Below are 16,308 nucleotides of genomic sequence, written 5' to 3'. Positions count from 1 at the left end.
ATCATCCTCCTAAAATAGTTCATCTAATATTTTTAAGTCCAGGGTAATATTAAATATAAAATCACTTACCATTTTCTTTCTTAACAAAAAGCCACTTGAATCTTTTGTTAATGGAATAGAAGCACAAAAATACAAAGTATTATCTTCAAAAGCTATAGTATAAAATGGAAACATCTGAGGAATTTTCCAAGATAGTATTGATTGCTGAGAATAAAGTATTTTCTTTTTATTTTGCAATCTTCTTAGTTCAAAAACGTTTAGTCTTTCAACTTTTGCGACATTTTTTGAGAATTTTTGAAAGTTTTTTGAGAGTATAGAATAATTTTTGAAATTAGCTTTTATTATTTTTTTAATGGTTTTAAGGTGATCCTTTTCTATATTTCTATCTATTATAAAAAAAACTTCATCAATTTTTTGCTTTTTAATAGATTTTATAATTGTCTTTAAATTTTCAAAATTTTTCACAAAAGCAATTGAAAAGTTTAGCTTATCTTTTTTCTTCTTTTTTAAAATAAACATATTTCACCCACTTATAATCGCAGTTATTAAATTATTTGGAACAATTTCAAACATTCTATCTTTTTCTGTGACAACTTCGGTAAATTTTGTTTGATCAGCAATTACAAAAAAAGGTTTATCAAAATTTTTTGAAAGTATAGCTAAAAGTTTTGATCCCACTTTATTTATGACACCATTTTCTCCTACACTGTCTGCACCAATAATTACATAATCGCAATTTTCTATATATCTGTGAACTTCAAAATCGTTAATAAGATACACATTTTTCTTGTAGTTTAATAGATTCTTGTATAATATTTTTCCTTCTCCACCTGGATTTGATTCAGGGATATAGATTTCTAATTTTTTGTTGTGAGTTTTGAAAAAGTATTCTAAAGTTCTGCTATTACTTATCGTCATTACTTTTGCGTCAAAATTTAAAAATTTTTTGGCATTTTTAATAGTATTTTCAAAAGTTGTATCAAGTATTTCTTTTATATTATTTATATCTTTATTTTCTTTAATCATCTTGTATATCCATTTAATAACCTGCATTTCAGGTTTTAATTTTATCATTTCCTTTAATATAGATTCTTTATCTTCTATATTTTTAATATTTTCAAGTATCCATTCTGCAATTTCGTGTGAACCTTGAATTGTTAATTTTTTGAAATTTTCAATCAATCCAATAACTCCCTTCTAAAGCTACGTTTAGAAGCTTCTTTTAAAGAGAGATTATCAAAAAAAATTTCGTTAGATTCAGATAAATATTTTTCAATTTCTAATTGTTTATTGTCGTATGAATTAAACCAACTTTCAAATTTTTTAGGGTATTTGACTTTTTTAATATTTAATCTTGTAATAATTTTATTCATTGCTTTTGATTTTGTCATATCTCCAAAAGATGGATGATATGGTCCTGCTACTATTTGATTTTTTTGGTTTTCTGGTACAAAATATCCAAGTCTAATTACTTTAGCCTCATATTGATAAATTAACAATAACATTTCTGATGCAATGTTTACCGCTTCATCTAGTGTTAATGGATTGTATTTTCCTTCTAAATATAGTTTTTCAAGTTCTGTATTTTTGAATATAATTGTAGGATGAATTCTGAACATTTTTACTCCAAGATTTAAAAGTTCTTGTATTGATAGTAGATCTTTTTTTATGGTGTCATTCAAAAGTCCTATCATTAAGTGTGCAGAAATTTCAAAACCAAATTTTTTTAGCAAATTTACGGCGTTCAAGTTATCTTTTCTACTATGCCCTCTATTTGCTGCAGAGAGCACATTGTCAAACATGCTTTGTATACCAATTTCAACAGTTTTAACATTATTTTGCTTTAAAAACTTTAAGTTTTCATAATCTAGCTCATCAGGTCTTGTAGAAATTCGTATTGGAGTATCAGGATAAAATTTTCTCACTAGAGCAATTAATTCTTTTTGCTTTTCAAGGGGGATTGCGGTGAAAGTCCCTCCATAAAAAGCAATTTCTTCAGGTGATTTGTCAAGAAAAAAAGAAAGAGTATTAATTAACTCTTTTTTTGTTGGCATTTTTTCACCCGTCATAGTATATTGATTACAAAAAATGCATCTGCTTTTACAACCAAAGTTTGGTAAAAAAATTGAAAGTATCATTGAAGAAGTTCCTTTACAATCTTACTTACAACTGAGCCATCAGCTTTTCCTTTTACTTTTGCCATTAAGTTTTTCATAACAAGGCCAAACTCTTTTTGAGTAGCGTTTAATTCTTCAATGATTTCTTTTACCATTTTTCTAATTTCATCTTCACTTAACATTTCTGGAGCATATCCTTTTAAAACTTCTAATTCTTGTTCTTCTTCTTTTGCTAAATCTTCCCTGCCTGCCTTTTTATATGCTTCAATTGATTCTTGTCTTTTTTTCATTTCTTTTAAGACTAGTTTTTCAATTTCTTCGTCACTAGCTTCTCCTATTTTTTCTACTTCAAAGTTTTTTATAGCGGAATTTAAGAGCCTAAGTACCCTAACTTTAATCTCGTTTTTTTCTTTCATAGCTTGTTTTAGGTCTTGCATTATCTTTTCTTTTAGCATTAAAATACCTCCTTACTTTTCAAGTTCTACTATTTTATTTATTCTTCTTTCGTGTCTTCCACCTTCAAAATCTGCATTCAAAAATTCTTCCACAATCCATGTTGCAAGTTCAAATCCTATTAATCTTCCAGGAAGGACCAATATGTTTGCATTATTATGATTTCTTGCAAGTTTTCCCATTTCAGGTATCATACAGAGAGCTGCTCTTATTCCCTTAATTTTGTTTGCAGCAATTGACATTCCAATGCCTGTACCACATATGAGTATTCCAAAATCAGCATCTTTATTTACAACAAGTTTTCCAACTTCTTTTGCATAATCAGGATAATCTACACTTTCGGTACTATTTGTTCCTACATCTATAATCTCAATTCCTTTTTTAGATAAATAATCTACAAGTTTATTTTTTAGCTCAAAACCTGCGTGATCCGAACCTATTGCAATTTTCATTTTTTCCCTCCTATTAACTTTTTAGAAAATCTATAGCGGCTTTTATTGTTTCTTTTATATTTAATACTCTATCTAGGCTAGTAAGTCTTAAAAGATTTTTAATATTTTCATTCATATTAACAAGCACAATTTCTCCGCCTTGAAGTTTGAAACTCTTGTGAAGACCTACTAGAATTCCAAGTCCAGAGCTATCAATGTATTTAAGGTGTGAAAGATCCAAAATACAATACTTTTCTCCGTTATTTAAAATATTTTCATGGATAAATTGCTTCATTTTGTAAGCATTAGATATATCAATTTCTCCTGTTATTTTGACAACTGGAATATTTTCTAACTTAGTAACTTCGTACATGAAATTCACCCCCTTAATATATTCTTATAACCCCAACAAGTTTACCTATTACTTTAACATCTTTTGCATCACAAATTATAGGTGACATGCTGCTGTTTTCCGGCACAAGTTCTACCTTATCATTTTTATGATAAAACCTTTTTAAAGTGACTTTGTTGTCGAAAACGACAGCTGCTATTTGACCGTTTGGTATCCTATATTGCTTTTTAAGGATAACATAATCTCCATCAATTATATGTGCTTCTATCATACTCGTTCCTTCAACCCTTAGCGCAAAATAATTTCCATATCCATTAATCATCCTGACTGGTATTTCTATTTCTTCATCTACTAGTTCAAACATTTCAATTCCTTGCCCTGCTGAAATCTTTCCTTTAACTGGTATTGAAACGGTTTCGGGCCTTTTAACAAGAGAAATTGATCTTGAATTTTTGGGATTCCTTGTTATATAGCCTTTTTTTTCTAAAGCTAAAACATGTATATGTGCCCCTCTAGGGGTTAATTTAAAATGTTTTGCAATATCTCTAATTGATGGTGAATAACCATTTTGTTGAATGTAGCTAGTGATAAAATCTAAAACCATTTTTTGACGATTTGTTAGTTCTTTCATATATCAAACACCACCTTTATTGAGAGCTTATTAGCTTTTTTTTCAATTTTTAGATTGTGATACGTAAGTGCTTTAAAAGTTTCACCTTCTATCTTACTGTATGAGCAAAAAGTAGTTTTGTATTTTTTATCTTTTTCAATCTTTACTGGAAAATATCCTAATTCTATAGCTGCAATCCAGTCATTTACAATATCAAATACTCCATCTTCATTTTCTTTTATATCATATTCCTGAACTTTAGCTATGTTACAATTTATATTTTCTACCTTGTATGTATCATGGATTATTTTTAAAATATCTTCCAGAAGGCCTAAAAATGTATCATTCACTATTTCAAATGCAATATCTGCTGTGTGATCAATTTCCCTATACATCATCCTCGCCTCTTATAACAGCAAAGTCTGCTATTTCATCACCTTCGGATAGATTAACTAATTTTACTCCCTTTGTGACTCTCCCAAGAGGTCTTAAACTGTCTAAATTAATTTTCAAAGTCATACCGTTTTTTGTAAAGATCATCATGTTTTCGTTTCCTAAAACATGGGTTACACCTACAATATGTCCGGCTTTAGAGATGTCCGAAATATTTTTTATACCAAGGCCACCACGCTTTTGTATTCTATACTGAGAAGTTTCTGTTAACTTTCCGTATCCTTTACTTGTTACAGTTAAAAGATAATGTTCATCGTCCATTAAAAGTGAAGAACTAACTACAGCATCATCATTTGAAAGCCTTATTCCAATAACACCCATTGCGTTTCTTCCCATTGTTCTAACTTCAGAAATTGGGAATCTAATACACAACCCATTTTTTGTTGCAATTAATATAGTTTGGTCTGGATTATCAATTTTTTGTACAGAAACAAGTAAATCATCACCATCAAATGTTATTGCTTTCATTCCTCTTGAGTTTATATTTTCAAACTCTTTAAGCGAAGTTCTTTTGGCTTTACCATTTTTTGTTACAAAGAATAGTTCGCCTTCAAAGTTATCTACAGAAAGCATTGTGAGAATTTTTTCATCTTGTCCAATATTTAGGTATTTTGCTATTTGTCTTCCGCGGCTTGTTCTTGAATTTTCCTCTATTTGATAGTTGTTTAAAATATATACTTTTCCATATGATGTAAAGAATAACGTTTTTCCATGCAGATGAGTATAAATAATCTCCATAATAGCATCATCATCCATTAAATTTGAGCCTGTAACGCCCTTTCCGCCACGTCTTTGTGTTTTAAATGTGTCAAGGCTCATCATTTTTAAGTAACCTTTTTTTGTAAGCGATAAAACTACTTCTTTATCTGGAATAAGCTCTAATTCATTGAACTCTATTTTTCTTTCTTCGTGATCTAATATTATACTTTTTCTGCTATCTCCATATTCGCTCTTAATTGCTTCAAGTTCTTCGATTATTTTTTCATATACTTTTTGATCGTTTTCTATTAATTCTTTTTCAACTTTCATCTTATTTACAAGATCGTTGTAATCATCGATTAATTTTGAGATTTCAAGTTTGGTTAATCTTCCAAGTCTTAGATCGACGATTGCTTTTGCTTGTGTTTCAGTAAAGTTAAACATATCTATTAATTCATGTATAGCACTGTTTTGATCTTCACTATTTCTAATCACCGAAATAATGGTGTCAATTGATCTTGAAGCTTTAATTAGCCCTTCTAGAATATGGGCTTTTTTGGAGTATTGTTTGTAATAATATTGAGCTCTTCTTCTTACAACCTCAAATCTGTGTTCTACAAAAGCCCACATTAATTCTTTTAAATTCATTAGAACAGGCTTTTTCTCTTTGTCTATAACTAAGAGTTGTGAATGAAATGAACTTTGTAGTTGGGTATGTTTATACAAATTGTTGATTATAATTTCTTCATTAGTATCATTTGGTATTTCAATAACTATTCTAAGCCCTTCTTTGTCGGATTCATCTCTAATATCTTTAATTGGAAGACTCGATTTTTCTGCATACTCAACTATTTTCTTTATTAAATCAGCTTTGCTTATATTGAAAGGAATCTCCGTTATAACAATATTTTTCTTTTTCTTTTTTTCTTCTACGTGTACTTTTCCACGAATTGTAAAACTACCTTTTCCAGTGGTGTACATTTCCCTGATTCCAGATTTTCCTATAATTTCTCCACCGGTTGGAAAATCAGGTCCAGGTATAAAATTCATAAGTTCTTCAATAGAAATTTCAGGATTCTTTATTAATGCAATTAATCCATTTACAAGTTCTGTTATGTTATGAGGTGGAATATTTGTTGTCATTCCAACTGCAATTCCTGTTGAACCATTGGCAAGTAAATTTGGGAATTTTGATGGTAATACTTCAGGTTCTTTTAAACTCCCATCAAAATTATCAGTCATATTAACAGTTTCTTTGTCAATATCTTCAAGCAATTCTTCTGCAATCTTTGCAAGTCTTGCTTCGGTGTACCTCATTGCAGCTGGAGGATCCCTATCAATCGAGCCAAAATTTCCTTGACCATCAATAAGTTTATATCGCATCGTCCAATCTTGTGCCATTCTTACTATTGTATCGTAGATTGCAGCATCGCCATGAGGATGATATTTACCCATTACTTCACCGACAATACGTGCTGATTTTTTAAATGGCTTATTATGTGTCACTCCAAGTTCGTACATACTATATAAAATTCTTCTTTGAACGGGTTTTAAGCCGTCGCGTACATCCGGAATAGCCCTTCCTATAATTACGCTCATTGAATAGCTTAAATAGGATTCTTTTAATTCTTCTTCTATAGGTCTATATATTTCCATTTAAGTCCCTCCACTAAGAAATTTTCGCGCCTTCATCAATATCTTTGTCAACTGTTAAAACAGTTAAGTTATCATTTATTTTTGCGGCGAGTAACATTCCTTGAGATTCTATTCCCATTAGTTTAGCAGGTTTTAAATTTGCAACAACTATTATTTTTTTACCAATTAACTGTTCTGGTGTATAAAATTTTGAAATACCTGCTACTATTTGTCTTTTACCAAGCTCTCCAAGGTCGACAATTAATCTTAATAACTTTTCTGATTTTTTTACTTTTTCAGCTTCTACAACTTTAGCAACACGCAAATCTACCTTTTTAAAATCTTCAATTGAAATAAGTTCTATTGTATTTTCAGGCATTTTTTGCTGAGGCTTTTTTTCTCCTACTTTTTGAATGTTTTTTATATCTATCTTTTGGAATAGCGGCTTTTCATGTATTACATTTGCGCCCGATTTAAGAGAGTTCCATTCTGTGTTTAGTACAAATTCAGGATTAAACTCTTGTCCTAACCTTCTAAAAACTTCTGTTGAAGAATCTGGCATAAATGGAAGTAATAAAGAAGCGATTTTAATAAATGCTTCAAGGGTATTGTATAAAATAGTTCCTAATCTTTCTTTATTTCCTTCTTTTGCAAGTACCCAAGGTTTGTTTTCATCGAAATATTTATTTACATCTCTTATATAACTCCAAATACTTTCTAGGGCATTTGTTAATTTATAACTTTCCATGCATTCGGTATATTCTTTTTTTAGGTTTTTAAATTTTTCAATAAGTTCTTTATCCGATTCATTTAAAGAAGAAGGAGTTGGAATTTTTGAGTTAAAGTTTTTAACTACCATTGCAAGTGTTCTATGGAGTAGATTACCATAGTCATTTGCAAGATCTGAGTTCAATCTATTAACTAGGTTTTCTTCAGAAAAATCTCCATCTTTTCCAAAGACAATATCTCTTGCAAGGTAATATCTTATTACATCATTTCCATATTTTTTGACAAATTCTCTTGGATCAATAGCATTGCCAAGTGATTTACTAATTTTTTGACCATTAACTGTTAACCAACCGTGAGCAAATATCTTTTTTGGTAAAGGAAGTCCCACGGACATTAGCATTGCAGGCCATATAAGGCTGTGGAATCTATTAATTTCTTTTCCAATAAGGTGTAAATCGGCAGGCCACCATTTTTTGAAAGTTTCTTCGTCTTTGCCGTAACCTATTGCAGAAATATAATTAATAAGAGCATCAACCCAAACATAAATAACATGTTTGGGGTCATTCGGCATTGGGATACCCCAGTCGAATGTTGTTCTTGTTATAGACAGATCTTTTAATCCCTCTTCTAGAATTTTTAACATTTCATTTTTTCTAAATTCTGGTTCAACAAAATCTGGATTTTCTTTAAAATGTTTTAAAAGAGGTTCGGTGTATTTTGAAAGTCTGAAGAAATAATTTTCTTCTTCTACAAAATTTAAGGGTCGATGACAAGATGGGCAAACTGGGTTATTATTTTCATCTTTTTCTATTTCATCTTCGCTCCAATATGTTTCACATGGTACACAATACCAACCCTTATATTTTCCTTTGTAAATGTCTCCGTTTTCGAGCATTTTTGAGACAAAAAATTGCACGGTTTTTATATGTTCTTCATCCGTAGTTCTTATAAAATAATCATTTGTAATTTTTAAATCTTTCCAAAGTTGCTCGAATTTTTTAGAAAGTTCATCACAAAGTTGCTGAGGAGTTTTTCCTTGTTTTTTAGCAGCTTGCATTATTTTTTGACCATGCTCATCAGTACCGGTTAGATAGAATACTTCATATCCCATTAATCTTTTATATCTTGCTATAATGTCTCCAATAATTGTGGTATACGCACTTCCAATATGTGGTTCAGAATTGACATAGTATATAGGCGTTGTAATATAGAATTTTTTCACATCTTCACCTCCAAAAAAGTTCTCTTTTCATTCTAAAATATTATACCATACAAAGGTTTATCTTAATTGTTCTGTAACATTTGTATAGTAATTTTTGGGTTTATAATATTTTGAGATTTAAAGTGTAAAATAACAAAAAATTATTCTCATTGTTAATATTTAGCCATAAATCATTATAAGTGAATTAATTTTAAAGAATGTGGAAGTGTTATAATATAATCATCGGTAACATTACCGGTAATGATAACGGTAAAGTTATCTTAAACCAAGGGAGGGGTATGCATGAGAAAGGTGTTGTTTGTTTTATTAATACTAAGTGTGTTAGTTAGTTTAGGGGTCGCTGCAAAGGTAACCATTTGGTGTTGGGATCCAAATTTTAATGTAGCTATTATGCAAGAAGCTGCGGAGAGATACAAAGCTATGCATCCTGATGTTGAATTTGAAATTGTAAGTATGGCAAAGGCGGATGTAGAACAAAAGCTGAATACTATATTGGCTTCTGGAGTAAAGAAAGGACTTCCTGAGATAGTATTAATTGAAGATTACAATGCTCAAAAATATCTTCAATCATATCCTGGATCTTTTGCGGATTTAACAAAAAAATTTAACTTTAAAGAATTTTCACCATACAAAGTAAAGTTGATGACCTTGAATGGAAAAGTTTATGGTGTTCCATTTGACTCAGGAGTTGCTGGTTGGTTTTATAGAAGAGATTATTTTAAAGAAGCAGGAATTGATGAATCAGAGTTAAGAAATATTACTTGGGATAAGTTTATTGAACTTGGTAAGATAGTAAAAGAAAAAACGGGGAAATATATGATGGCAGGAGATCCATACGATGGAGGATTAATGAGAATATTACTCCAATCTGCAGGTTCATGGTATTTTGATAAGAATGGAAAGCCATATATTAAAGACAATCCAGTGTTAAAAGAGGCAGTAAGGTTATATAAAGAAATTCAAGATTCAGGTATTTCAAAGGAAGTTTCTGGATGGAACGAATGGGTTGCAGCATTTAACAATGGTGATGTAGCTTCTGTTATTACAGGTGTCTGGATTGTTGGATCTATTAAAGCAGAAAAATCTCAAAGTGGTAAATGGGGAGTTTTACCTATTCCAAGGTTAAATTTACCTGGTGCAGTTAATGCATCAAATCTAGGTGGTTCAAGTTGGTATGTTTTGGAACATTCAGAAAATAAAGATGTAGCAATAGACTTTTTAAGAGAAATCTATGCTAAAGACGTCGATTTCTATCAAAAGATATTAATAGAAAGAGGAGCGGTGGGTTCATGGATTCCTGCACAAAATGGGCCAGCATATAGAGAACCTGACCCATTCTTTGGATATCAAAGAATTTATCTTGACTTTACAGATTGGATGGATAAGATCCCACCAGTTGATTATGGAATATTTACCTACGAGGCAGATGCTGCATTAATGGGTGTTATGCCTGATGTTTATAATGGTAATCTTACAATTGAAAAAGCACTTGAGATGGCAGAAAAGCAATTTTTAAATACAATTGGTTATTAAAGTTAAAATTTGGGTGGGCCGCTCCCACCCATTTTTCTGCACCAAGGAGGGATTTAATGAAAATAAGAAAAAGTGAAAATATATGGGGTTGGGTATTTATTAGTTTGGCACTTTCAGGTCTTTTATTGTTTATCTTATACCCTATTATTTATTCGTTATATTTATCAACTTTTTCAACAAGAGGATATTTAAAACATTTTGTTGGTTTAGGAAATTACAAAAGGCTTTTTCAGGATTCTAATTTTTTGCTGTCATTAAAGAATATTTTTATAATATTTATTATTCAGGTTCCTATTATGTTATTTTTAGCTCTTATTTTTGCTTTTTTATTAAACAATCCAAAATTAAAGTTTAGAGGCTTTTACAGAACTGCTCTGTTTTTGCCTGCAGTTACATCTTTGGTGGCGTATAGTGTAGTATTTAAAATGATGTTTTCAACTCAGGGACTTGTTAACAATATTTTGCTATCATTACATATTATAAAAGAACCTATAAGGTGGTTGCTTGACCCGTTTTGGGCAAAGGTAACACTGATTATTGCAATGACCTGGAGATGGACAGGATATAATATGATGTTTTATCTTGCAGGATTGCAAAATATTCCTTTAGAAATTTATGAAGCAGCTGAAATAGACGGTGCAAGTAAAACTGTACAGTTTTTTAAGATAACAATTCCGCTATTAAAACCAATAATTTTATTTACTACGATAATGTCTACAATTGGAACGTTGCAACTGTTTGATGAACCTATGAATTTAGCTGCAGGTGTTGTAACTGGTTCAAGTGTGGGGCCAGGAAATTCACTGCTTACACCTTCGGTTTATATTTATAACGTTTGCTTTAAATACGTACCAAATTTTGGATATGCTTCCGCAATTTCTTATATAATAGTTTTGATTGCTGCTATTCTTGCAATTATTCAATTTAAAGTGGCGGGTGATAGAAAATGAAAAGAAAAATATCTACTTTTTTTGTCTATTTATTTTTATCTATTTCTGCATTTTTATCAATATTTCCATTCTATTGGATGATTGTTGGTAGCACTAATACTTCTGTTGATGTTATAAAAGGAAAGTTGATTTTTGGAACCCATCTTTTAGAAAACTTAAATAAACTTTTTAAAGAATATGATCTCTGGAGAGTACTTTTAAATTCAGTTCAAGTATCAGTTTTTGTTGTAATAGGTTCTTTAATAGTGGCTTCAATGGCTGGTTATGGTTTTGAGATATATAAATCAAAAGTTAGGAATAAAATATATGGTATCTTTATTTGGACTCTAATGATTCCTTTTGCAGCTTTAATGGTTCCACTTTTTAGGTTGATGAATGTTTTCAATTTAATTGATTCACTTTGGGGAATTATTTTACCGATGATTCCATCAGTTTTTTTAATCTTCTTTTTTAAACAAAATTTTCAACAGTATCCTAAGGAAATAATAATGGCTGCAAGGGTTGATGGCGCTAGTGAATTAAGAATATTTTTCTCAATTGTTGTTCCATCTATGAAAGCCACTTATGCAGCAGCTGCTATTTATGCTTTTATGACAAGTTGGAATGCCTATCTTTGGCCGCTAGTTATTATTCAAAGTTCTGAAAAAAGAACCATGACTCTTTTTGTTTCAAATTTGGCATCTGGGTATAAACCGGATTTTGCGCTTGTAATGACGGCTGTTGTATTAGCAACATTACCAATGATTATAGTATTTTTTGCATTGCAGAAATATTTTGTTCAAGGTGTCCTTGGTTCGGTAAAACAATAAGATTAAGAGGTGATTAAATGAAACAAAAAAAGTATGTCACAATTAAGGATATTGCAAAAGTTGCAGGTGTGTCTGTAAATACTGTATCAAGAGCCTTAAACGATAAACCAGATATTAATAGCGAAACAAAGAAGAGAATATTGGATATTGCTAAAAGTTTGGGTTATGTAAAAAACATAACCGCATCAACTCTGAGGAATAATAGTACAAAAATTGTTGGTGTAATATTAGCAGATAGTGCTAATCCATTTTATGCAGAAGTTTTAAAGGGAATTGAGGCTGCTTCGCGTAAATACGGTTATCAGATAATATTGATGAATACGGAAAGAGTGTATGAGAATGAAGAAATCGCAATAAAGACGTTGCTTCAAAGAAGGGTTGATGGACTTTTAATCGCACCTGTTCAAGATAGAGCAGAAGATATAAAGCGTTTAAATGAGAAAGTAAATATTCCATTTGTAATAGTTGGTAGACATTTCGAAGATATCAAAGTTGATGAAATTTACAATGATGAAAAAAAAGGTGGGTATATAGCTACAAAGTATTTAATTGATTTGGGACGAAGAAATATACTAATGATTAATGGAAGCATGTTTAAATCTCCTGCCAAAATGAGGTATGAAGGTTACAAAAAAGCCTTGAATGAAGTAGGATTAATAGATAATATGGTAATCTCTGATATAGATATCAATGGTGGATATAAAGCTGTAAAAAAAATATTGAAGGAAGGACAAAAAGTTGATGCGTTGTTTTGCTATAACGATTTAGTTGCCATAGGAGCTATAAAAGCTTTAAAAGAGGAAGGAATAAAAATACCAGAAGATGTAGCTGTGATTGGATACGATGATATTTACTTTTCTTCTTTTGTGTGTCCTACTCTTACTACAGTTAGAATTAAAAAATTTGAACTTGGGTATGAATCTTTTAAAATGTTGCACAATAGAATTTGTGGTAGAAGAAAAAACATAAAGCAGAAAATTTTGGATGTAGAGCTAATAAAGAGAGAATCAGCATAGGAGGTAGTTTGAATGCTTGTATGGGAAAATCCTAAACTTGTTTCAAAAGGATTAGAAGAGCCGCATTCATCATTCATACCATATTTTAATCCATTTTCTGGGCAGTTTGAATATCCAAATGATTATATTTCATTGAACGGAAAATGGAAAATAAAGATTTTCAATAATCCTTTTGAAGTTTTAAAAGAGTTTTTTTCTGAAGATTTTAACGATAACGATTGGGAGGAAATAGAAGTCCCATCAAACTTGGAATTTACTGGAAAAGTTAAACCAATTTATACAAATGTGGTTTATCCATTTGACATTGCTCCACCTTATGTTCCAAAAGATTATAACCCAACAGCAGTTTACAGAAGGAAATTTTTTATACCACAAGATTGGAATGATAAAGAAGTATTTATTAATTTTGAAGGTGCAAGATCTTTTTTACATCTTTACATTAATGGAAAAGAAGTGGGCTTTAACAAAGATAGTGCATCTCATGCTGAATTTAAAATAAACGATTACATTAGAATTGGAGAAAATACAATTTCGGTAGAAGTTTTAAAATGGTGTGATGGAAGTTATTTGGAAGATCAAGACATGTGGTGGCTTTCTGGTATTTATAGAGATGTATATATATATGCATTACCAAAGCTGTATATAAAAGATATCTTTATCAGAACAGATTTAGATGATTTGTATAGAGACGGTAAGTTATTTGTGGATTTAAAAATAATGAATAACTCTAATTTGAAAGATACAAATTTAAAGATAACTCTTTTAGATAAGTTTAAAGATGAAAAAATATTAATTGATTCGAAATATATCCTAAGTTATGGTGAAAACGACTTGAATTTTTCTTTTGATATATCAAAACCATTGAAGTGGTCGCATGAGACGCCAAATTTGTATGTATTAAAAGTAGAATTAGAAGAAGATCAAAAAAAGGTAAACTTTGGCTTTAGAAAAGTTGAGAAAAAAAAATGGTACTTTAACTTTAAATGGTAGAAAGTTGTATATAAAAGGAGTAAATAGGCATGAATTTGATCCTAAAAGAGGTCATTCAATTACAATTGAAAGAATGATTGAAGATATAAAGATAATGAAGCAACATAATATAAATACTGTGAGAACTTCTCATTATCCAAATCAGACAAAGTGGTATGATTTATGCGATTATTTTGGTTTATTGGTTATTGATGAAGCTAATATAGAAACTCATGGAATTGGTTGGGATCCAAATGTAACGCTTGCTGAGAAGGAAGAATGGCAAGAAGCTCATCTTGATAGAGTAAGGCGTATGCTAGAAAGGGATAAAAATCATCCGAGTATTATTTTTTGGTCACTTGGAAATGAAGCTGGTACAGGAATAAACTTTGAAAAAGCATCATTCTTAATTAAAAATAGAGATAATACTAGATTAGTTCATTTTTGTGGGTTAGGTGTTGATAGACTTTCGGATTTTTATTATCTTGATTTGGCGTCAGCAATGTATCCTAAAGTTGAAGATTTATTAGAATATTCATCTAAAAAAAGAGAAAAACCATATTTTATGTGTGAATATTCTCATGCTATGGGGAATAGCGTAGGCAATTTAAAAGACTATTGGGAAATAATTGAATCAAAACCATATTTATGTGGAGGTTGTATTTGGGATTTTGTAGATCAAGGTATTGAAAAAAAAGATGAAAATGGAACACTTTTTTGGGCGTATGGGGGAGATTTTGGAGATAATCCTAACGATAAGAATTTTTGCTGTAATGGTCTTCTTTTACCAGATAGAACTCCCAATCCTTCTTTACATGAAGTAAAAAAAGTATATCAAAATGTGGAAATAAAGTTCCTTGGTGATAATAGATTTTTATTTAAAAACAAATTTATGTTTACAAATTTAGAAAATTATAAAGGAATTTGGAAATTAAGAAAAAATGGAGAGGTTATTTTTGAGGGAGAGTTTAGAATTTCTCTTGAACCTGGAGATGAAAAGGTTGAAAAAATAAATGTACCAAGTAATTTTGAGGAAAACAGTGAATATTATTTGGATATTTATTTTGTCCTTGAAAATGATGAAAGGTGGGCTCAAAAAGGTCACATAGTTGCATATGAACAGTTTAAATTAAAAGATCCAGAATATGTGATGAATAAAAGTTTTAATGGAAAATTAGATTTTAAAGAAGATGGCAATAAAGTTTATATTTTAGCAAATGACGTGGAATATATTTTTTCAAAGACAAGTGGATTGCTTGAACAAATAATTTTTAATGGAAAAGAAATATTAAAAGAGGCACTTAAACCAAATTTCTGGCGAGCACCGACGGATAATGATATTGGTAATAAAATGCCTGAAAGATTAAAAGTATGGAAAAAAGCATCATATTTGAGGAGATTACATGATTTCAAAATTTTAAAAGATTATGAAAAAGTAGTGGTACTGACAACTTTTGAAATTCCAGAGTACTCATGGCTAAGTTTGACTTATATTGTATTTTCCAATGGTGATATGTTAGTTGATTATTATTTGAAGCCTTCTAAAGATTCTGTTGAAATTCCAAGAATTGGTATGCAAGCAAAATTGAATAAGATATTTAAACATGTAGAATGGTATGGGTTAGGTCCCCATGAGACATATAGTGATAGAAAAAATAGTGGTATTGTTGGAATATATTTAAAAGAAATTGATAATATGTATCATAAATATGTTAGACCTCAGGAAACTGGTAATAGAAGTGATGTTAGATGGTTCTCACTTAAAGATGAGAGTATGAATTTAAATGTTATAGGTTATAAAAACTACGTTAATTTTAGTGTTTGGCCTTTTTCAATGGAAGATTTAGAGAAAGCAGAACATATAAATGAGTTAAAAAAGAGGGATTTTTATACATTAAATATAGATCTTGCACAAATGGGAGTTGGAGGTGATGATAGCTGGGGTGCATTACCGCATAAAGAATATATTTTGTGGCCTAAAGAATATAGTTATAGATTCATAATTAACTTTTCTCAAAATGTAAAAAAGGAATGGATTAATATACCAATGATTAAAGAAAATTTTGAATTTTATTTAAACGTTCCAAAAAGTGTAAAAAGAGATACTCCATTTAAAATAGAGTTGTTCTTAAAAAATAATTCACCTGTGACCTTAAAAAAGGATATATTTTTGACTTTAGAAAATGAGATAGTTTATTCAAAAACGTTTTTTATTAAACCCTACTCACGAGTAGATGAAACCTTTGAATTAAAAATAGAAAAAAGTGGAGATTATTTATTAGTAAATAATTCCGGAAATATTTATAAAATAAATGTACTATAAGGAGTGA

The 16,308-nt window shown here is 30.1% G+C and carries 14 protein-coding genes and 1 pseudogene; 5 read left to right on the top strand and 10 right to left on the bottom strand.

The window, feature by feature from the left end:
- Positions 1 to 9 precede the first annotated feature (9 nt).
- From OB7_RS03805 to metG, 10 genes are read right to left on the bottom strand one after another with little or no spacing between them, the layout of a single operon-like run.
- Complete coding sequence (locus OB7_RS03805) at positions 10 to 519, bottom strand: hypothetical protein (protein ID WP_012580277.1); 510 nt, start codon at positions 517 to 519, stop codon at positions 10 to 12.
- A 3-nt stretch (positions 520 to 522) separates the two neighbouring features.
- The gene (locus OB7_RS03800; RefSeq protein WP_114702578.1) at positions 523 to 1,182 is read right to left on the bottom strand and encodes an IF-2B domain-containing protein; all 660 of its coding nucleotides are present in this window, start codon (positions 1,180 to 1,182) and stop codon (positions 523 to 525) included.
- Positions 1,179 to 2,138 (bottom strand): elongator complex protein 3, encoded by a 960-nt coding sequence (locus OB7_RS03795; protein ID WP_114702577.1) that lies wholly within the window; start codon positions 2,136 to 2,138, stop codon positions 1,179 to 1,181. Before OB7_RS03795 ends, OB7_RS03800 begins: the two co-directional genes overlap by 4 nt.
- Positions 2,135 to 2,572 carry a GatB/YqeY domain-containing protein gene (locus tag OB7_RS03790; protein ID WP_004102292.1) on the bottom strand — a complete coding sequence of 146 codons (438 nt, stop codon included), beginning with the start codon at positions 2,570 to 2,572 and terminating at the stop codon, positions 2,135 to 2,137. Before OB7_RS03790 ends, OB7_RS03795 begins: the two co-directional genes overlap by 4 nt.
- Positions 2,573 to 2,584: 12 nt before the next feature.
- Positions 2,585 to 3,022 (bottom strand): ribose 5-phosphate isomerase B, encoded by a 438-nt coding sequence (gene rpiB / locus OB7_RS03785; RefSeq protein ID WP_004102294.1) that lies wholly within the window; start codon positions 3,020 to 3,022, stop codon positions 2,585 to 2,587.
- A gap of 13 nt (positions 3,023 to 3,035) precedes the next feature.
- Positions 3,036 to 3,374: an STAS domain-containing protein gene (locus OB7_RS03780; RefSeq protein WP_004102296.1), complete on the bottom strand. Its 339-nt coding sequence runs from the start codon at positions 3,372 to 3,374 to the stop codon at positions 3,036 to 3,038.
- Between the two features lie 13 nt (positions 3,375 to 3,387).
- Positions 3,388 to 3,984, bottom strand: coding sequence for a transcriptional repressor LexA (gene lexA / locus OB7_RS03775; RefSeq protein WP_004102298.1), 597 nt, complete (start codon positions 3,982 to 3,984; stop codon positions 3,388 to 3,390).
- On the bottom strand, positions 3,981 to 4,358 hold the full coding sequence (locus OB7_RS03770; protein WP_004102300.1) for an archease: 378 nt from the start codon (positions 4,356 to 4,358) through the stop codon (positions 3,981 to 3,983). Before OB7_RS03770 ends, lexA begins: the two co-directional genes overlap by 4 nt.
- Entirely contained in the window at positions 4,351 to 6,771 is a 2,421-nt protein-coding gene (gyrA, locus tag OB7_RS03765) for a DNA gyrase subunit A (protein WP_004102302.1), read from the bottom strand. The genes OB7_RS03770 and gyrA overlap by 8 nt, the downstream gene beginning before the upstream one ends.
- Positions 6,772 to 6,784: 13 nt before the next feature.
- Positions 6,785 to 8,701, bottom strand: a complete 1,917-nt coding sequence (gene metG / locus OB7_RS03760) for a methionine--tRNA ligase (RefSeq protein ID WP_114702576.1) — start codon at positions 8,699 to 8,701, stop codon at positions 6,785 to 6,787.
- Between the two features lie 282 nt (positions 8,702 to 8,983).
- Here metG and OB7_RS03755 point away from each other — a divergent pair, with 282 nt between their 5' ends.
- The 5 genes and pseudogenes from OB7_RS03755 (at position 8,984) to lacZ (ending at position 16,301) form a co-directional block, all read left to right on the top strand.
- A complete protein-coding gene (locus tag OB7_RS03755; RefSeq protein ID WP_114702575.1) occupies positions 8,984 to 10,234 on the top strand; it encodes an ABC transporter substrate-binding protein in 1,251 nt (416 codons plus the stop codon).
- A gap of 56 nt (positions 10,235 to 10,290) precedes the next feature.
- Complete coding sequence (locus OB7_RS03750; protein ID WP_004102308.1) at positions 10,291 to 11,184, top strand: carbohydrate ABC transporter permease; 894 nt, start codon at positions 10,291 to 10,293, stop codon at positions 11,182 to 11,184.
- Entirely contained in the window at positions 11,181 to 11,993 is an 813-nt protein-coding gene (locus OB7_RS03745; protein WP_004102309.1) for a carbohydrate ABC transporter permease, read from the top strand. Before OB7_RS03750 ends, OB7_RS03745 begins: the two co-directional genes overlap by 4 nt.
- 17 nt (positions 11,994 to 12,010) lie before the next feature.
- The gene (locus OB7_RS03740; RefSeq protein ID WP_114702574.1) at positions 12,011 to 13,009 is read left to right on the top strand and encodes a LacI family DNA-binding transcriptional regulator; all 999 of its coding nucleotides are present in this window, start codon (positions 12,011 to 12,013) and stop codon (positions 13,007 to 13,009) included.
- A gap of 12 nt (positions 13,010 to 13,021) precedes the next feature.
- A pseudogene (gene lacZ / locus OB7_RS03735) lies at positions 13,022 to 16,301 on the top strand (beta-galactosidase LacZ).
- The last annotated feature ends 7 nt before the right edge of the window (positions 16,302 to 16,308 follow it).

The sequence above is a fragment of the Thermosipho africanus Ob7 genome, from assembly GCF_003351105.1.
Taxonomy (GTDB): domain Bacteria; phylum Thermotogota; class Thermotogae; order Thermotogales; family Fervidobacteriaceae; genus Thermosipho; species Thermosipho africanus.
This window is presented reverse-complemented; position numbering and strand designations above follow the sequence as displayed.